13 protein-coding genes are annotated in these 20,551 nt (G+C 42.2%); all 13 read left to right on the top strand.

The window, feature by feature from the left end; translation table 11 throughout:
- Positions 1–289: 289 nt before the first annotated feature.
- Positions 290–2,002: an NAD(P)-binding domain-containing protein gene (locus QGP82_RS01410; RefSeq protein WP_163666338.1), complete on the top strand. Its 1,713-nt coding sequence runs from the start codon at positions 290–292 to the stop codon at positions 2,000–2,002.
- An 86-nt stretch (positions 2,003–2,088) separates the two neighbouring features.
- Positions 2,089–3,654: a benzoate-CoA ligase family protein gene (locus QGP82_RS01405; RefSeq protein ID WP_499056744.1), complete on the top strand. Its 1,566-nt coding sequence runs from the start codon at positions 2,089–2,091 to the stop codon at positions 3,652–3,654.
- Between the two features lie 62 nt (positions 3,655–3,716).
- Complete coding sequence (locus tag QGP82_RS01400; protein ID WP_163666342.1) at positions 3,717–5,039, top strand: salicylate synthase; 1,323 nt, start codon at positions 3,717–3,719, stop codon at positions 5,037–5,039.
- A gap of 622 nt (positions 5,040–5,661) precedes the next feature.
- On the top strand, positions 5,662–6,549 hold the full coding sequence (locus QGP82_RS01395; protein WP_163666345.1) for a 3-hydroxyacyl-CoA dehydrogenase family protein: 888 nt from the start codon (positions 5,662–5,664) through the stop codon (positions 6,547–6,549).
- A gap of 62 nt (positions 6,550–6,611) precedes the next feature.
- Positions 6,612–6,863, top strand: a complete 252-nt coding sequence (locus QGP82_RS01390) for an acyl carrier protein (protein WP_163666346.1) — start codon at positions 6,612–6,614, stop codon at positions 6,861–6,863.
- Between the two features lie 107 nt (positions 6,864–6,970).
- Positions 6,971–8,125: an acyl-CoA dehydrogenase family protein gene (locus tag QGP82_RS01385; RefSeq protein WP_250565033.1), complete on the top strand. Its 1,155-nt coding sequence runs from the start codon at positions 6,971–6,973 to the stop codon at positions 8,123–8,125.
- 195 nt (positions 8,126–8,320) lie between these two features.
- A complete protein-coding gene (locus QGP82_RS01380; RefSeq protein ID WP_163666348.1) occupies positions 8,321–10,720 on the top strand; it encodes a non-ribosomal peptide synthetase in 2,400 nt (799 codons plus the stop codon).
- Between the two features lie 39 nt (positions 10,721–10,759).
- Positions 10,760–11,527 (top strand): alpha/beta fold hydrolase, encoded by a 768-nt coding sequence (locus QGP82_RS01375; protein ID WP_163666350.1) that lies wholly within the window; start codon positions 10,760–10,762, stop codon positions 11,525–11,527.
- The gene (locus QGP82_RS01370; RefSeq protein WP_163697750.1) at positions 11,511–12,299 is read left to right on the top strand and encodes a 4'-phosphopantetheinyl transferase family protein; all 789 of its coding nucleotides are present in this window, start codon (positions 11,511–11,513) and stop codon (positions 12,297–12,299) included. The genes QGP82_RS01375 and QGP82_RS01370 overlap by 17 nt, the downstream gene beginning before the upstream one ends.
- A 325-nt stretch (positions 12,300–12,624) precedes the next feature.
- Positions 12,625–14,037: an alpha/beta hydrolase family protein gene (locus QGP82_RS01365; protein ID WP_163666354.1), complete on the top strand. Its 1,413-nt coding sequence runs from the start codon at positions 12,625–12,627 to the stop codon at positions 14,035–14,037.
- 850 nt (positions 14,038–14,887) lie between these two features.
- Positions 14,888–16,420, top strand: coding sequence for a 3-oxoacyl-[acyl-carrier-protein] synthase III C-terminal domain-containing protein (locus QGP82_RS01360; RefSeq protein WP_163666356.1), 1,533 nt, complete (start codon positions 14,888–14,890; stop codon positions 16,418–16,420).
- Positions 16,421–16,551: 131 nt separating this feature from the next.
- Positions 16,552–17,532 (top strand): sulfite exporter TauE/SafE family protein, encoded by a 981-nt coding sequence (locus QGP82_RS01355; protein ID WP_163666358.1) that lies wholly within the window; start codon positions 16,552–16,554, stop codon positions 17,530–17,532.
- Between the two features lie 359 nt (positions 17,533–17,891).
- Positions 17,892–20,363, top strand: a complete 2,472-nt coding sequence (locus tag QGP82_RS01350; RefSeq protein WP_499056741.1) for a TIGR03118 family protein — start codon at positions 17,892–17,894, stop codon at positions 20,361–20,363.
- Positions 20,364–20,551 lie beyond the last annotated feature (188 nt).

Genomic DNA, 20,551 nt, shown 5'->3' with positions numbered 1-20,551 from the left:
TGTAATCTGTTTTGAAAAGCCATCTGACTTAGGATTCTATAAAGCTATCGCTTTATTTGGATTGGTTCGGGATTTTAGAGGCTTTAAGGCAGTTTTGATTTAATCTAAGATAGCGTGTGACAAGTTCTTGGCGTAACTAGATTAATTCCCTAATCAATGAAAATCGCAAAACAGATCTACTGTACCAAAAGATATGTGAAGTTTCAGTAAATCTATTTTGTGATTAATTCTGTAGATCTGCTCAGTTCGAGTTGAAAGAATTTCCAAGAAGCAAGGAGCCGAGATAGTTATGGATGTTAGACGTCATAAATACATTATTGTAGGTGCCGGTCCGAGTGGCTTGCAGCTTGGCTATTTTATGGAAAAAAATCAGAAAGATTATGTTATTTTAGAGCGTAATCAAACTGCAGGGTCCTTTTTTTCTAAATATCCGCTACATCGCAAGCTTATCTCCATCAATAAGAAGAATAATTATTTCCCTGAGGATGATTTTAATTTGCGTCACGATTGGAATTCATTATTGTCTGATGATCCAGAGATGCGCTTTACTGAGTACTCAGATGATTTATTCCCAAGTGCTGATCGACTTTACGAGTATCTTCAGGATTTTGCTAAACACTTTGATTTAAATATTACTTACGGCACTACGGTTTCTAAAATCAAGCGCTATGACAATGGGCACTTTCATCTCGCAACAGAGGATGGGGTCCATTATGAGTGTGAAGCTCTTTTTCTTGGATTAGGCCCAGTGAAAGCGCTGTTGCCAGATGATATTGAAGGCATTGAGCTGGCTACAGTTTATGATGATCAGATCCTCGATCCAGAAACTTATCGGAACAAGAGAGTCTGTATTATTGGACAAGGTAATTCAGCGTTTGAAACAGCGGAGTTTTTATCAGGGATTGCTAGCTTCGTTCACGTCTTTGCTAAAGAACCTATCAAGTTCGCATGGAATACTCATTTTGTCGGAGATGTGAGGGCTGTTAACAATAACATCTTTGATATGTATCAGTTAAAGTCGCTACATGCTGTACTAAATCCTCGATTAAAGCGAATTACTCGTCTGGAAAATGGTTGTTTGCAAACTAATCATAGCTATGATTATCCAAATTCAGACATTCCTGGCTCTCTTGAGTTGACTCGTGAGTATGACCACATAATCTGTTGTTCTGGTTGGCGCTGGTTTGATGAAGAACTCTTTGATGAATCGGCCATGCCATTATCTTGGAAACGAGGTAAGTTTCCAAAGATGACTCCCATCTGGGAATCGGAAAATGTTCCTAACATGTTCTTTATCGGTGCGGCCATGCAGAGCATTGATAGAAAAGCTTCATCTGCTTTCATACATGGCTTCCGGTATGCTATACGAACACTGTTCAAGCTTATAGAGGAGCGCTATGAAAATATTCCTCTGCCCAGCAAGACGATAAAACCATTAGATTGGGATAAACTTTTGGACTGGATGTACGAACGATTTAGCATCGCGTCTGCTATCTTTCAGCTTTTTGGTGTTCTTTCGGATGTTGTTGTCCTAGCCGATGATATGACGGAAGCGACGATTTTTGAGGAACTTCCCTTCAATCATGTAAGAGAACGCCATTTTGACGGAAAACATGTCCTGGTTTTTACGCTTGAGTTTGGTTTCGATAACTTTAAAGACCCAGCTATTACCTTTATGGGCCCCTCTGATCCGGTAGACACTTCCTGTGCGGCATTTTTGCATCCCGTCATTCGACACATTTACAACGGAGAGGAAACCGAGTTTCATTTTGGCGATTCATTGCTGGCCCGGTGGGATCGTCCCCATGGTGACGGAGGTGCCGTTATGTCGTATCACTACTTGTTCCAAAAATGGCTCGAAAATCAGTTAGGAATTGACCTTAACCTGCCAGAGCCTGTAGAAGGAGGCCCTTATCGTAGATGGTCTCAAGAAGAGATTGAAAACTGGAAGTTAAACAATCCACCGACTGATTCTATTGCAAAGTGTGTTCGCCCTGTGTAACGACAAAACCTTTGTGTTGGTGAGCCTAAAGTTGACTTCAGCTTAATCAGCTAGCTAATGATTGCAGGAACCATAGGACAATTGCCATGAAAAGCGTCAACGAAGAGTTACCTGATGTTTTTAATCTTGCTGCATACCTCATTGAGGGTAATCTAAACATAGAGTATAGTGATAGGATCGCTTTTTATACTCGACTTGGAACGTATACTTATACCCAAGTAAATAGTTTGGTCAAGCGTAGTGCTCAATTACTTTCTGATCTAGGTGTAGAGCAGGAAAATCGAGTGAGTATTCTCCTTGAAAATGAACCTGAGTGGATATTTTTCTTTTTAGGTGCAATTTGGTTGGGCGCTGTGCCTGTCCCTATTAACCCCACCTGTTCCGTAGAAGATATTGGTTATATCCTTCAGGATTCTCGGAGTAAGGTTTTGCTAACAGCTCAGGTATGGCAAGAAGAAATAGTATCTCTCCCATTAGACTATTTGTGTCATACCCTGCTTGTGGATGGTGAAAATCCCTTCTTGTCATCGCTTGAACATAGAAGTGAATTGATGACTCATGCTCAAACATCTCCCAATGAGCCTGCTTTTTGGCTGTACACATCGGGTAGTACAGGGCGGCCTAAAGGCGTCATTCATGCACATCAAAGCTTTCTTTTCTGTGCCCAAAATTATGGTCAAAGTACTATTGGTTTAAGTCAGGATGATATTACCTATTCGGTTGCCAGTATGGCATTTGCCTATGGGCTAGGCAATAGCCTATACCTACCCATGACGATGGGGGCTGCTTCAGTACTTTCTGCTACTAAAAGTGCTTTTGATATAGTTGATGATGTTAAACGCTATCGACCTACAGTTTTCTTTGGAATACCCAGTGTATATGCCGATCTTTTAGAGGTGGAGGACATTTCTAATTTTGATTCTTCATGTCTACGTTTGTGTGTATCGGCTGCTGAAAAACTCCCTAACAGTATTTGGCAGAAGTGGTTTGATACTCATCATCTAGAAATTTGTGAGGGAATTGGCACAACTGAATTTCTTTATATATTTCTCTCTAATCAATTAGGAAAGTCAAGACTAGGTAGCTCTGGATACCCTGTGGCTGGTTACGAAGTTCAAGTTGTCGATGAAAAAGGGCTTTCTTGCTCTATTGGTGAGATTGGTGAGCTGCAAGTTAGCGGTCCTAGCCTGATGTTAGGTTACTGGAATCGCCTGAAGGAGACTCGTAAGGCAATTCATGGTTCTACGATGAAAACTGGAGATAGGTATAGACGAGATCGTGATGGTTTCTTTTGGTTCGTAGGACGGAAGGATGAACTGTTTAAAGTTAAAGGGCAGTGGATTTCACCTTTGGAGATAGAAGAGGTCTTGCATCAGCACCCACACATCCATGAAGTTGCCGTGGTGTCCTCCTCTACCCATGGTGAGCAGTTAACTGAAATTGTCGCCTATATTAGTCTCAAGCCAGAGCAAATCTCTTCCCCAAAATTAGAAAGAATGATTTATCAGTTCGCCAAGCAGCGACTACCCCATTTTAAGACACCTAAACGTATGTTCTTTTTGGATAGCCTACCTCGCACATCCACAGGAAAAATTCATCGACAGATGTTGAAAAATATGCTTTCTGAACCTCCATTAGCTATTGCCAATTAAGCAATACCAGGAATTCTAATTTAGTCTGTTGAAAAGTATGTAACCCCAAAAGGAGAAAATAAATGGTACTGGATTTTAAACCTTCGACCAAGTACTATGAAACATTTATTCCTGGCAAAAGAGAACCCGTGATTATTTTGCATAATCTTCTCCAAACCGGAATATTTTCTAAGTATATGATGTACGAGTCAAAGGACGAGACTTGTATAGCTGGGGGTGAGTTAGCAAAAGTTTTAGTCACTCAGGAACAGATTTCTTTAGAGGGATTAGGTGCATCTAAATCTGAACCTGTTAGTGATCCCCTTAAACAAGTCGAGAATCTTTTGAATTCCTTACGCTTTGAAGATTGGACAGCTTATGGCTATGTTGCCTTTGATATAGCCCGATTTTATTCTTCTTATTCTAAGGCAATTGACCAACCGCTTTGCCATTTTTTTATTCCTGAAACTGAGTTACGCTTTACCAAAGAGGGGGTCAGGATTAAAACAACTAAACCTCTAGAAACAATTAGAGACCAACTCTTTTTTGATGGTCAGATGCCCAGCTTTGAATCAGCATCTTTGATATGTGATGATAGCGATCAAGAGGCCTATCAAAGCTCTGTCAATCAAATGGTTAATCTTATTAAAGAAGGACACTTGCATAAAGCTATTATTGCTCGATCACGTGAGATTTCTGGTACCTTAGATGTCTTAGGAACCTACGAGGTTGGCTCAAAAGTAAATAATGCAGCTCGTTCCTATTGTTTGGATTTTAAGGACATAAAAGCTGTTGGTTTTAGCCCTGAAACCCTTGTAGAGGTGAGTCAAGATGGGTTTGTAACGACTAATCCTTTAGCAGGGACTCGACCTCGTAGCAGTACTTTAGAGGAAGATATCAAGCTGAGCAAGGAACTTTTTACAGATGCCAAAGAGGTTAAAGAGCATGCCTTATCTGTGTGGCTAGCACAGGATGAAATTACATCCGTTTGTTTGCCAGGTACAGTGCAGGTGTTCAACTTTATGGAGGTTAAAAGGTACCGATGTGTACAACATTTGTCATCAAAAGTTGGTGGCCAGCTGCAGCCTGATAAAACCTTTTGGGATGCCTTAAAAGTGTTATTTCCAGGAATTACAGTTTCCGGTATCAACAAAGATAAAGCTCTGGAATGGATAAATCATTTGGAATCCGAGCCCAGAGGTCTTTATGCTGGAGGTATTGGGTGGTTTGATAGTCGTGGCAAAGCAGATCTAGCGATCGCAATTCGTTCAGCCTATCAATATGGTGAACGTACTTATCTGAATGCGGGAGCAGGAATTGTAGCTGAATCAATTCCTCAAAATGAGTACACTGAGTCTGTTAATAAGATGAATACAATGTTAACCAATTTAGTTTTGAAATCTTGAGAAGAAGCTTGAGTGACTGCTCTAATCGTTCAAGCTCAAGCCTATCTGATATTCATACGACTCTATCTCTCATGCCTTGAGATATTAAACGCCAACTATCTTAAAGCTAGTCTGGTCATGACGTTAACTATCCTGATGTAGTTGGTCACGGAATTTATTTGGTAGAAATCAGCCGCTTTCAACAACTAAGAAATGAGCTGAGAGAATCTTTAGATCATCATTGTTTCACGCACAGAGCGCACTGCAACTCATTCTCTGGAGAACGCCACCTTCACTTTTTGGTAGACTGTTTAGCTGGAAAATTGTTGTTGTAAAAGTACTTGGTCAAGACAATGTTCCTGAAAATCCTTAGCAGAGCATGGATATTCAAAAGCGGCCTAACGATCAGCTATTAGTAGTCCTTAACGGAGAGATGTAAAATGTTGCTGATCGGCGAAGAATTAGAGCATAGAGTCACACGCCATCCTATGCGTTAACTAATGCGATTGTCCTTGGCTCAAACCAAGGGGTTAGGGTAAAAAACATTATTCCAATCCACTTTGGGGAAATGTTGGACGATGAGTGATTAGTGATGGCGAGTCTACATTACCTCATATACTCACTGAGTTCTGAAATAGCAGTTATGAAGATTCAATCAGTTGGTGTTATTGGTGCTGGCACAATGGGCATTGGTCTTGCCCAAAATTTAGCCCAGACAGGTCATCAGGTTACGTTGTTAGATGTTGCTGATCGGATTTTGGAAAGAGCTGAAGCCGAAATACGAAAAAATCTACGCATGCAAAATTTTTTCTCAGCCTCTAAATCTAACATTTCTCTTGAGCTGAGTACTATAGAAATTCTTGATAAAATTATTTTTTCCACAGATTATCAACAACTTAAAGATGTTGAATTTATCGTTGAAAATGCCACAGAAAAATGGAATTTAAAGCAAACTATTTATGAAAAAATAGATGAAGTTTGTCCTGCTGAGACTATCTTTGCAGCTAATACATCAGCCATTTCCATTACACGATTCGGTTCAGTAACTCAGCGGCCAGATCGAGTAGTTGGTATGCATTTTATGAATCCTGTTCCAATTAAACCCATGGTGGAAGTGATTCGCGGTTACCATACCGCTGACGCGACGATTCAAAGTGCTCAAACATTGTTAAGACAAATGGGTAAGGACTCGATTGTTGTCAATGATTCCCCAGGGTTTGTAACTAATCGAGTCATGATGTTGACCATCAATGAGGCAATTTTTATCCTACAAGATCAGGTTGCTACTGTTGCAGAAATCGATCGGTTATTTAAAGGATGCTTTGGCCATAAAATGGGGCCTTTAGAGACGGCAGATCTCATTGGTTTGGATACTATTCTTTATTCGATTGAGGTTTTGTATGAAAGTTTTAATGACGACAAGTATCGCCCTTGTCCCCTACTCAAGAAGATGGTAGATGCGGGGCTATATGGCTGTAAGAATGGTAAAGGTTTTTACACCTACATTCAAGGGCAAAAGGTATCTGATTAAGCTTTTATCCTTGAATATTCACGAAGTTTTGAGGTCATTTTTACTGAATAAGGTTAACAAAAATGAAAGAAATAAAAGAAAAAATCTACTCGTTTCTATCAGGTCACTTTAGCGATTATCAATTGAAAGAAGATGAAGATATTTTCGCAACCGGTTTTATTAATTCTATGTTTGCCATGCAGCTGGTTCTCTTCATTGAGAAAGAATTTCAGTTGACTATCAGGGATGAGGAACTTGATTTTGAAAATTTTAGGACGGTTAATGCGATGACTCGATTGATCGAGAACAAAGTCTCTGTCACCACTAGTCACTAATGTTTTGATGTATTCTCTGCCCCTTTGGTATCAGCGTCAGTGTATTAACTTGTGCTGTCGAGTACTACAAAGTTTATGCATATCATAATTGCCAGTTATTTCTCATAATGAGTATAAGTTTTGCTTGGGATTCAGATCAACTTGACTTCCGTAAGTCAGTCATTAGCTTTGCTCAAAAGGAATTAAATCAAAGGTTAATTGAGAGAGATCGGAATAGTGAATTTAATCAAGAAGGTTGGATAAAATGTGCCGACTTTGGCATCTTAGGTTGGCCAATTGCTAAGGAGTATGACGGACAGGATCTAGATTTTTTGACGATTATATTGGGCTTAGAAGGGTTAGGTTATGGTTGCAAAGATAATGGCTTAGTATTTGCCATCAACAATCATCTTTGGAGTTGTGCCGTCTCAATCGCCAATTTTGGCACTGAGGTTCAAAAGCAACAGTATCTACCATCTCTTTGTCGAGGAAAATCTCTTGGAGGACATGCTTTAACAGAGTTAACGTCCGGTTCAGCAGCCTTTGAGATGAAAACTGAAGCTATCCGTCATGGAGATTACTACATCTTAAACGGCACCAAAACGTTTATTAGCAATGCTCCTATTGCTGATGTCTATGTTACATTTGTTCGTACTGACTCAGAGGTAGATATTCAGAAAGGAATTTCTGCTTTTATCATCCACAAAGATTTACCTGGTTTGACGATCGAGAAAGAGTGGGAAAAGTCAGGGCTTCGTACGGCACCGATGGGTGAATTAGTTTTTCAAGATTGTAAGGTACCGGTTGACCATCGCTTAGGTCAGGAGGGGCAAGGCTATAATATTTTCCAGTCAACAATTATTTGGGAACGAGGATTTTTATTTGCTAGCCAGGTGGGCGTGATGGAAAGAATCTTGGAACAATGTGTCAACTATGCTAGAAAACGGCATCAGTTTGGCCAGTCCATTGGTTCTTTTCAAGGAATTTCCCACAAAATTGCTGATATGAAGATGAGATTAGAGCTAGCAAAGCTAATGCTATATAAAATAGGATGGCTGAAGAAAGAAGGTAAACGAGCTTTCTTGGAAGCTTCGATTTCTAAAGTTTTTATCAGTGAAAGTTTGCTTCAAATTTGTCAGGATGCCATCCAAATTCATGGTGCTAGAGGGTATATGACTGACTATGAATTAGAGAGGGAACTCCGAGATTCTATTGCTGGTACTATTTATGCTGGTACGTCTGAAATCCATCGCAATATGATCGCTACACTCATAGGTATTTAATCTTTTATGAGTATCAATTCAAGGTGGGGAGTAATTCTGGGAAAAGGAGATAGTATATAGAATGCAGCAGGGCTAATACTTCTAGCTCTTGCATTCTATATTTCCACCTACCAAAATTTCCCAGATTAAATTGATCTCCACCTTTTATTTAATCAAGATTTTCTATCATTTAGGCTTAAGGAAAGAAGTATGAGTATGAACAGTCCATCTGTTTTGGTCTCACTTTATCAAGAAAATGATTATCAGGGTCTTAAGTCTGATAATCAATGGCTGGATTTATGGCAACATCGTATTGAAGCTTTACCGTTAGCGCCAGAACTACCTTTATCACGAAACCTCGATAAGCTTAATCCCAAGCTGATCCAGTATAGTCACCAAGTTGATTCTGCAACCTGGCTTCGGCTGCGAGAACAGACTGTGCAGTCTGGGTTAATGCCTAGTGAGATTGTGTTAGCAAGCTACGTTGAAGTTCTAACAGCCTGGAGTAAAAACTCTCACTTCACCATTAATGTGGTTGAACAGTTAGCTCCAGATATCGGTGCAAAAGCCGAATTCGGGTTAGCAGCTAATCAATTCAAGCCAGGTAATAATTCATTCACCTTACTAGAGATCAATCACTCTGCTTCTGACTCTTTTGGGAATAAAGCTAGGCATATCGCAACACGCTTGAGAGATAATCCAAAACATCGATCAGAAGTTCAGTTTCAACAACTAACCTCATTGTCTGAAAACTCCTTAGAAAAGCTAAAGTCTATATTGGCTACATCCTTTTTTATTGAGCCTACAGAAATTAAAAAAGATGTGGCCACAAAGAATGATATAGCCATCCCAGCTGTGACAGTTCCTGCTCATTTAGAATGTCGATATCGGGAAGAAAACAACACGCTAACTATTAGTTTAAATGTTGATGAAGGTCTCTTTCCACCTGGCATGGCTAAAGATATGCTAGTGTCTCTCTGCCATTTATTACAACGCCTGGCTTATGAGGAAGACATTTGGCATGCAAATACATTGCAGATGATTCCTTGCACTCAACTTGAGCAGAGGGATACAGTTAATGAGACATCCACCTCGTTATCTGAGGAGACACTTTATAGCTTATTTGTTACACGGGTTCAGCAGCAGGGCGAATCAATTGCCATTGTTACCCCAAAACAATCATTCACTTATGAAATTTTATATCAACGCATTAGCCAATTAGGTCATTATTTAAGACAGTTAGATGTCCGACCTAATCATCTAATAGCAATTGTTATGGAGAAAGGATGGGAACAGATTGTTGCGGTGCTTGGTATCTTAGCTGCTGGCGCTGCCTATGTTCCAGTTGATCCTGAGTTACCGCCAGAAAGATTCCAATATCTTTTAGAGAATAGCGGTGTAGACATTGCTATAACTCAGTCATGGCTAGACGAGAAGCTATCCTGGCCATCGTCGATCCGTCGATTAGCCCTTGATCAAGAACATTTTCACCAGGGTAATTATTCTCAATTATCGCTAATCCAAAGTCCTGATGATCTGGCTTATGTCATTTATACATCTGGATCCACAGGTTTACCTAAGGGGGTAATGGTTACCCATCGTAATGTGGTCAATGTGGTTATCCATACTAATCAGCTTTTTCAGGTGAATTCCAGAGATCGGGTTTTAGCACTCACTGCCCTCAACCATGATCTATCTGTTTATGATATCTTTGGTCCTTTAGTAGCTGGAGGAACCATTGTGATGCCAGATGCTGCTGCTGTTAAATTTTCTCGTCACTGGCTTGATTTGTTGATCAAAGAGCGGGTAACTCTATGGAATTCAGTGCCTGCCATGATGGAAATGCTAGTCAATTATCTTGATATTACGTCTGAAAAGCTACCGCGGAGCTTACGCTTAGCAATTTTGGGCGGCGATTGGCTACCAGTTTCCCTAGTGAATCGCCTAAAAGCACTCTCACCTGATTTAAGTATTCTAAGTATTGGTGGACCCACTGAAACTACAATCTGGAATATTGGTTATCTAATTCGCTCAGTCAATCCTGATTGGAAGAGTATTCCTTATGGGAAGCCTATGGCTAATTCGAAGTACTATATTTTAAATGATAATCTTGAAGACTGTCCGGTGTGGGTTCCAGGAGAAATGTATTGTGCCGGTGTGCAGTTAGCTAGAGGCTACTGGCGCAACTATGAAAAAACAGCTGCTAACTTTATTAATCATCCTCGAACTGGTGAGCGGATATACCGGACTGGAGATCTAGGTTGTTATTTACCAGATGGTAATATCGAATTTTTAGGTAGAGTTGACTTTCAAATTAAATTGCGGGGCTACCGCATCGAAGCCGGAGAAATTGAAGCCGTACTTACAGAGTACCCTTCCATACAAAATGCCGTAGTTACGGTTGCAGAAACACAACAGCATCAAAAATATTTAACAGCTTATATAATTCTTCACCGAGGACACGTTCTTAACATTGAAGAAGTTCGCAGTTTTCTCGAAAAAAAATTGCCGTCATACATGGTTCCATCAGACTTTCAGGTCTTGGATGTTTTTCCGTTGACAGCAAATGGTAAGGTTGATCGTCTCATGTTGTCACAAGGGAAAATTACTCGATAAAAACCATGCATATAGGGCATATTTTTGTTACTTGAGCTTATGAGAGAGACATTTTTGATGAATAAATGGATGGTTTGTTTCCATCCAAGATCTCATCCTAAGCTGAGATTGCTATGTTTTCCACATGCAGGTGGTTCGGCCAGAGTATTTTATAAATGGTCTGAACTATTACCGTCGACAGTTGAGGTATGTGCACTTGAGTTGCCTGGACGAGGTAAGCGTCTATTGGAAACTCCATTTACTAACATTGATTTATTGCTGTCAGCCTTAGGCCCTGAATTATTACCTTTTTTAGATGTTCCCTTTGCGTGTTTTGGCCATAGTCTAGGAGCACGGATTGCTTTTGAGTTTTGTCGATGGCTACAAGAGACAGTTCAGCTTACTCCTCAACATCTTTGGGCAGCAGCAGCCCGCGCCCCTCATCTACCACCGGATACTAAACCAATACATGGTTTGCCTGATCCTGACTTCATTGTTGAATTAAGACGATATAGTGGCACGTCTGAAGAGGTTTTGAATAATCCTGAGCTCATGGGCTTAATGCTCCCTGCTCTGAAGGCAGATTTTTCATTACTGGAAACATATCAATATCGCCCTAGTGCTCCGCTAGATTGTCCAATTACTTGCTTTTGGGGACAATGGGATGACATTGCGATTCAGGCAGATGTGGCAGCCTGGCAGCAGCATACGAATACATTTAGCCTAGAACCCGTTCCAGGTAATCATTTCTTTCCCCATGATCCCCTGTTTCCCAAAAGATTATTATCTAAACTGATGAAATTTAACTGCGTTGAGTCTCCTAGTTGAAAAACTCAATAACAAGACAGATGACTCCATCAGTCCATCATCTCCAATGAATCTGACGTTACCGGTTTGCTCGCATATTCACGTTTGGCAGCTACACATACCTTGTTTTCGCTTTGAACTTGATCGCTGGTTTAAGTGGCTATCTAATGATGAATGTGAGCGTGCCCAGAGATTTTTCAGATGCCAAGATCGAGAACGCTTTATTCTAAGCCGAGGCGGATTACGCTATCTCTTAGCCTGCTATCTTGACTGTGCACCCAAATCGCTGGTTTTTGCCTACAATTCTTACGGAAAACCTCGTTTGGCAATTCCCGATGGGTCTTTACAATTTAATTTATCTCACAGCGGTGAATGGGTCGTGTATGCGATCGGATTCAAAGTACTACTGGGCGTAGATATTGAACAGATCTCCTCGCGAACTCGCTTGGATAAATTCCGAACTCGCTTGGAGGGGTTAATCGAGTACTGCCTCACATCAAATGAACAAATTACTTTACCAACATCCCATGTCGAAAGATTGGAAGGCTTCTTTAAATACTGGACCTTGAAAGAGTCTCACCTCAAGGCTATTGGGTTGGGCTTGAGCTATCCCATGACAGATATAGAGATTGCATGGCTTCCCGAACCCAAATTAGTGATTCCGGCCAAGATTGACCAAGCCCCTGTAGGTTGGACAGTCAAGCTTTGGTATCCTGCTGATGGCGCGATCTCAGCTATGTGTGTGGGTCAATCAAAGATTCAGGTAGTGATTCGGTCTTTTCCTGGGCATTAGTGCCCTAGGGATGGCGAGTACTGTTATTAAGGGTGCTACAACTTACAAATTTTTTCCTTAACTTATTTATTAGGTTTTCTGGGCAGTATGGGTAATACTGGTAATGTAGTAGAGACATCTTTTTCCATGAAAGGTTCTGGAGGATGCTAGAAACAAGTTCTTTGGATATACTGCTACGCTCTTTTACTACCTTTAAGACCTGATGCATTGGTGTGTTGTCATTCCTTGGTGTTAAGCCAATATTCGAGCCTAAATAAAGTTATCAGCAGGCTTATCGGCAACAAACTTATCCAGTCGTTCTGAATATTGATTCTAGAAGCGCAATATGGCAATAATAACACAGTTCTCTGATTATGAAGTTGATAGTTACACTACGATGATCGCGGCAGAGGATCCCGTAGATATTTATTTTCCCGTTTTACCTGATCCCGTTGAAGATAGTCTTGAATTTCCTATCGCTTTAATGCTTCAGGGGGCTTTTCTGGATAAGGCAGAATACTCAAATTACGCTTCTACAGTAGCGAGTTATGGATTTGTTGTCGTAGTTCCTAATAACGAACGAACAATAGTTGCTCCGACTGGGGACTCGTTATCTGGCTTGCTTGCCGAGCAGCAGCAAGTGAATGAGACTTTAACACAAATGCTATTAGAGGATACAGACAGTTCGTCTCCAGTTTTTGAGATTATTGATACAGATAAGATGGGACTGCTAGGGCACTCCTTTGGTGGCGCAGCTGGATTAAGTGCTATTCAAGAAGACATTTGCCTACTCGAATTTTGTTCTGAAGACGAAGACTATGTTCGACCGCCAGAATTAATGGCAGGCATCTTTTATGCGGCAAGCTTTAGAGACACTTTCACGGAAGAGGCTCTGCCAGTTAATAACGACGATATACCGACTGGCTTGATAGTCGGTGAGTTGGATGGTGTAGTTCCATCTATTCTTAGTGAAGAAACCTACGACCTGATTCTTAATCCACCGAAAGCCTTAATCACTGTTGAGGGCGCTAACCATTACAGCATCACAAATGAGGATAATCCTTTACGTGAGCCAAGCCGCTCCACGTTAGATCAAGCCATTGCAACAGAGACAATTGCTCGTTGGAGTGCCTTATTTTTACGAGCACATTTATTTGAAGATGAGGCTGCATTTGAATATGTCTATGGCACAGGTGATTCTCTTGATCAAAACGTTACCGTTATTAGTCAGTTACCAGATGTGAATCCTGGTTCTATCAGTGTCATCGATTTTGAGATGGCTGATGACCTCGTATTAACGGCTGGCACTATTATCACTGATCAATTTGAGGGGCTAGAGGTTTCAACACCGGATAATCCCTATGGAGCAATGATCTTCGACAGTGCTGAGCCCACAGGCGGCGATAACGACCTACTGGCACCCGAGTTGGGGAACGTGCTAATTATTTCCGAAGATGGGGATAGTAATGACCCCGATGACAATGCCAGAGGTGGCACTCTACGTTTTGAGTGGGATGAGCTAGTCAATGTTGCCAGTGTTGGCTTCCTAGATATAGAAGAGTCAGGCAGTTCTATTCAGTTATTTGACGAAAATAATCACTTAATTGAAGCTGTAGATATTCCAAGTTTAGCTGATAATAGTATACAAGAGATTATCTTGGGAGTGTCTGAGATTGCGCGGATGGACGTCACATTTGTTGGCAGTGGTGCGCTAACAGATATAGCATTGACAACAGATGTCGTCGTAAGTACGGTGTAAGAGTTATTTATGTTGGTCAAGACCTCTTAACCAGCGTAAATAATCGTAATTTTCAAGAAATTGCCAAGGGTCTGTATTCTGTCCAAACAGATACAGACCTTTTTTTATAGATTTACCGACAATATTATTATTTTGTCTGGAAATGTTAACTCTGATGGTGAATAGGGTTAGAAAATTCTGATGCATTAAGAAGTTTGCTCGTCATATTGGCTTTGTAGCTGAATGCCCTCGTGGGAGATGAACTGCCTTAACCAATATGACCAAGGCTATAAATCTATATCTAGAAGGACCATAGGATAATTTGTTAGATGCGAGATGATTTTAATATTTTTCAACCTAGCTCGATTAATTTGAGCTTTTAGAAAGATAAAGTATTGCAATCAGTCATTTTCTCTGTTAATAATGAGAGTATTATCAACACTGATATATTCGCCTCTGAAGAGCGATAAAAATATTCACCAAATACTGGAGAAGTCAAAGGGTACGCTGTTTCAATTTGGTTGATACAAAGCGAGATACTCAAGTTATGCAATTCTTTAGACTGTTTAGATTTTAGACCTTGTTAAGGTCAAATAGTCTCGGGATATTTGTTTGGGCTAGAAAATCCTGACCAGCTGTGGATTTAGGATCCAAGGGGCTTATAACTTCTGCCCTAACTGAAATTTCTCGGCATAAGCTCATACCTAGGTTTGGTTGCATAAGAGCATTTATCGTCTCAACTAGGGGCATATTGAAAAGCTGAAAATACTTTTTGGGAAACTTTGAATTTTTTTCCTGATGTGACAGTGTCGGGATTTGACAAGTATTTCCCTTTAAAAGAGATTCAAGGATCATTAAAAGGAGTTATATCATGGTAATGGATGCAGTTGGAATCCGCTCCTTAGCATTATGTTTTCCAGATACAATTCGAACTAATGAATATTGGCAAGAAAAGTTGTCATCTGAGGCACCTCTAAGTGCACCAAAACGGGTTCGAGTTAAACGCCCTCGTCAATTTACTCCTAGTGCAGATGGGCTTGATATCTGGTCACGTGCAGTTGCACCATATTTGCCCGATCCATTTCGAGGCAGTGTGGAGCGAAGAGTAATTGGAGCTAAAGAGTCGTCACGCTCCCTCGAGTATCGTGTGGCTCAAGATGCTTTGTCGGCGGCTGGCTTAGTTTCAGATGAGGTTGAATTACTAATAGTCACTTCTATTTTTTCAGAGTCTTTAGGCTTACAAGATGCCTCTGACTTGTCCCAACAGTTGGGGCTGAAAGCGCCAGCCTGGAACTTGGAAGCAACATGTTCCAGTGCTTTAGTAGCATTGCAGAATGCCAGTGCTTTAGTAAAGGCTAACGAGCACAGACATGTTTTAGTTGTAGTTTCACATGTTGGTTCAAATGTTAGAGCAGACGATGATACGCTTTCGTGGTCATTGGGTGACGGAGCAGGGGCATTTGTCGTTAGTTCGCTGAAACCACATCAGGGGATTTTGGGTACAAAGATGATACATACTGCAGAAACAAGAGGAGCCTATATTTACGAGCCTGCTATCAATGCACAAGACCAGCCACGTATTTGTCTGCGCACAGGTGAAAACGCCAGTTCTCTTGCTGAAACGGCTGTTAAATTTGTTCGAATATGTTGCGAGGGAGCGCTCACTGCTGCTGGGGTAACGCTTGAGCAAATAAAGTTTTTTTCATTTAATACACCCTCTGCTTGGTATGCAAACGTTTGTACTCAAGCACTAGAAATTGATTCCAATAACACTATAAATCTCTATCCCTACTATGCAAATATTGGTCCTGTTTCGCCGATTGCAAACCTGTATCACGGGATGCAAAATGCCAAGTTTCAAGAAGATGATTTAGTGCTTGTTTATACGACTGGCGCAGCATCAACAGCGGCAGCAATGGTTATACGATGGGGAGATGTAAAACTTGGAGCAACTCCAGCTCCTCCCCTAGATGAAGAACTTACACAGCACATCGCAACATCTTATTGTGAGGCTGCTCCTCAATCCTCGTTGTCTCAGGTGGGCTATATTTCCCGCTCAAAAATTTTAAACGCCAGACCTAATCAAAGTCGGCAAATCTTAGAAATAGCTTTGTTAGAATGGCTAGCGACCTATCTTCAACGCCCAATTTCTGACTTCAATGCTCAGGAATCAATGGCTGCGTATCTTGATTCTCTTATGGTGTTCACTCTAAGGACCCATATTGAGCAACATCTCCAGATCCAAATTCCCATTGAACAATTTTTTAATGATAGTAGCTTGACTCAGCTTATTGAATTTATTTTAAAGCAATTATTGTTGGTAGACCTGATTGAAACTGAATCTATTGCAGAGAACAAACTTAGTAGTGAAAAAACAGTATCCAGGAAAAAACTCCTTTTTTAAACAACTTTTTCGATCTAAATCTTATTTGTGTTTGTCATTGGGTGAAGCTTTATCTGTTGGAGTATTCGGCTCCTTGCTTCCATCACAAAGTGCTAGCGCGGAGGTCATCAATCCATGCGAGTGTTTTTAAGATGAAGGCTCTAGCAAGTGCGGCTAAGCATAAACTCAGCATCTGTCTCTTGATTGCCTCATTCGTCTGGAGTGTCTGGTTTATCCTTTTAGGACCGACTTCTATTATTAATATTTTGCAGGCTTATTGGCCAATAACATTGACGATGCTGTTTGGCTCGATGGTGGCAGGCGGTACTAGCATGGGTGGCGGGGCCGTTGCATTCCCTGTCCTGACAAAACTCTTGGAGGTACCACCCCACGAGGCTAAGATATTTGCCCTCGCCATTCAAAGTGTGGGCATGACCGCTGCCACGCTTACCATCATCGCCATGAAAACTAAGATAGACTGGCGACTCATTTGGTGGGCCAGCAACGGTGGCTTGATAGGTATCGTAATTGGCACGCTGTTGCTGGAACCTCGGCTGCCTCCTGATTTTATTAGGTTGTCATTCACTATGATGACAAGCAGTTTTGGATTGGTGATGGTATTTATTCAACTACGTAATAGTGAACGGTGTATTCTGCATCCTTTTTGGGGACATCAAGAACGGGCTATTTGGTGGACGACGGGCTTTGTCGGCGGGATCATTAGTGGGCTGGTGGGTTCGGGAATTGATATTTTTGCCTTTTCGGTGATGGTGCTGCTGTTTCAAATGTGCGAGAGCATTAGCACGCCGACTTCAGTTGCCTTGATGGCAATTAATGCGATCGCAGGGTTTGTTCTGCACGGCCTATTCCTTAACGACTTTGGTTTCCCTGTTCGAGAATATTGGCTGGCCTCGGTGCCTATTGTTGTTGTGGGGGCTCCTATCGGCGCGGTTTTGTGCAGTTATGCCCAACGTCATCACATTGCGATCGTTCTACTGGGATTGATTTTTACTGAATTAGTCAGCTCTCTTTTGCTCATTCCACTTACTTGGAATAGTCTTTTGGCTTCCATCTGTGTTCTGACTGGCTTTCTTTGCTTTTATATCTGGATTGCTCACGCACAAGTCAAATAAAGCTTTTCTATTATATCTAAGTAGGCTCAGTCCAGACAAATTTTCCGTTAATTTTAAGAAAAAGTTTTGAATTAACTTAAAGGCTCTCAAATGAGACTACCTAGGGTATTTTCAATCTCCAGAATACCTGAAGGGCTTAAGAAAATACCGCTTGGAGCTGTTTTGCAGACCCTTATTATTTACGCTTCATAACAAACCTTACATTCGAGAGCTTGTGTTTGCAAAATATTGCAACCGCAGCATAGCCTCTCCAGAAAATGTTGGAACAACTATGAGAAAGGTACTCATATGATTCCAGGGGGACACCTTAGAGTTCAGCTAATAATTCGTTTCCAAGTCAACGAAGGATAATACTGTTTATGAATAGCGATTCATTGAATCTAATTGGCAATGACTCAGGCTATGTGGTCACTAATTTAGTGTCCAATAATCCCGATAACAATCCACAACTACTAGATCCTTATGTCAGTTTAGGTTGGGGAATTGCCATTCGACCTGCAGGATTGGGTGGTCACTTCTGGATCAACAATTCCGGTACCGGTACCGTGACCGAATATGTTGGCGATGTTGGCGGTGTTCCTATATATCAGGATAGTCTTAAAGTAGTAGAGGTTTCTCCCACACCACTTAATCCCTTTGAGCTGTCTGGACCAACGGGACAAGTATTTAATGGATCTGGTGATTTTATCATCACCCAGGAGCATCCCAATGGTGATATCACTGCTCCCAGCAAATTTATCTTTGTATCTAGCGATGGCGGTATTTCTGCCTGGACCGAGCGCCGCAATGATGATGGCACTGTTGATCGCCCCCTAGTGTCTGAAGTGGTGGTGGATAAACTGGGACAATCCATCTATTACGGGTCGGCGATTACCAACTTTGAAAGCGATAATCGTCTGTATGTGGTCGATTTTGGTCCTACACCAGGGATTGAAGTTTATGACGCTAACTTTTCTGAGATTACGGACAATTTTGAGTTTATTAATCCCTTTATTGATGAAGGGTATGCCCCCTACAACATTCAGAACGTTAACGACTCTCTATTGGTTGCCTACGCGATTCCATCGCCGGTTATTCCAGGGGATGAAATCATTGAACCTGGCCTGGGTAGAGTAGCCGAATTTGATTTAGACGGTAACCTGATCGCCATTTGGGATGATGAAGGGCTTTTAAATGCGCCCTGGGGATTTGTCGCAGCCCCCGACAATTTTGGCGAATACAGCAACATGCTGCTGGTGTCTAATTTTGGGGATGGCACTATCGTGGCTTTTGATCCTACGACGCAAGAAGCCGTTGATTATTTACGGGATGGCAACGGTGACCCCATCGTTATTGACGGTCTTTGGGGCTTAGTCTTTGGTAATGGAGGCAGCCTTGGTGAAACCAATGATCTCTACTTTGCTGCCGGTAATGATATCGGCAACAATCCAGGAGATGGCGTTTTTGGTAAGGTTGAAGTTGCCACCGATGTGGATGTCCCGGCACCAGGGGGGGATCAAACCTTTACGGGGACTGCCGATGACGATCTGCTGGTGATTGATGGAGATAACAACACCTTCTCTCTAGGGGCAGGCAATGATACTCTGACAGCTCGTGGCCTTAATCAAACGGTAACTGCTGGCGACGGTGACGATATTGTGAGTATCGGTAGTGGCACCGTTGATTTGGGTGGCGGTGACAACTTTGTGACCGCCAGTGACGGATCGACTACTGTCACCGCTGATGCAGGTAATGACACGGTTAATTTAGTCAAGGGTGACCTGACGGCTAATGTCGGTGAGGGCGATAACCATATCACCTCCGGTGCTGGAGATGATATGGTCACAGCAGGCAGTGGTGATGATATTGTCCATGCGGGTGCAGGCAGTAATACCCTCGACCTGGGTGGGGGGAACAACACGGTTAATACCATTGTTAACCAGGGCAATTTCCTAGTATCCATTGGTCAAACCACTGTTACCACTGGCAGCGGTAGCGATACCTTTAGACTGGGTGCTGGTGAGGGCATTGTCACGATTACAAACTATGATGCTAGCGATCGTTTTGAGCTAGTCGGCTTAAAGTCAGATTTTTCCGGGATTCTTGGCTTTAGTGACTTGGCTATTATTCAGGAGGGTGTAGACACTGTTATCACCCTGGCTGGTACAGACGATGTGTTGGCCATTTTGCAAAATGTGTCAGCCGACGCCATCAATAGCGGTGATTTTGAACTGGGTCAGACGCTGGTAGGTGGGGATGCTGACGACACCCTTGACGCTGGCGGTGGGGATGACACCGTAGCGGGTGAATCAGGTAACGATATCATCACAGGCGGCGGCGGTGATGATGTGCTGCGGGGAGATCGCAACTCCCGCGATGCTCAAACAGGTGAACCTGGCGGTAACGATATTATCTTTGGTGGCGACGGCAATGACCGCATCGGTGGCAAATCTGGTAACGATATCCTCAGCGGTGATGCCGGCGATGACTACATTTGGGGTGATGCCGGTGATGACATCCTAATGGGTGTCACTGGCAACGATATCCTCGTAGGCGATAACGACTCTGGCGGTAGCGGCAGCGACTTGTTTGTCTTTGGCAATGGCGATGGCACCGATACCATTCTTGATTTTGAGGTGGGCGTTGACCGCATCGGCCTGGTGGAGGGTGAGCTGGTGTTTGCTGACCTTAGCCTGACTCAGGATGGTGACAATACTCTGCTGGGCGTCACCAGTACTGGTGAAACGCTGGCAGTGCTGCAGAATGTTCAAGCTTCTGCCCTTGGGGCGAACAGTTTTGAGATTGTGCCTGATATTTCCGACCCTAGCGGTGGGTTGAGCTTAGCAGTTTAGATTAGAGAAAGGCTGGAAAAAGGGGACAGGGCGACGCGGGGATGCAGAGATCTATCTGAAGCTGCGTCCCCATGTCCCCCTGTCCCCGCGTCCATCTCAAGCCCTGTCCATTTCAAGCCCTGTCCATCTCAAGCCTTATCCATCTGTAGTCGCTCCTGATGGAGCAGACACTGCTGGCTATTGACAAT

It is taken from the genome of Leptothoe sp. LEGE 181152, from assembly GCF_032906605.1.
Taxonomy (GTDB): Bacteria; Cyanobacteriota; Cyanobacteriia; order Phormidesmidales; family Phormidesmidaceae; genus Leptothoe; species Leptothoe turfae.
Note: the sequence above shows the minus strand (reverse complement) of the source record. Positions and strands in the feature narration are given on the sequence as shown.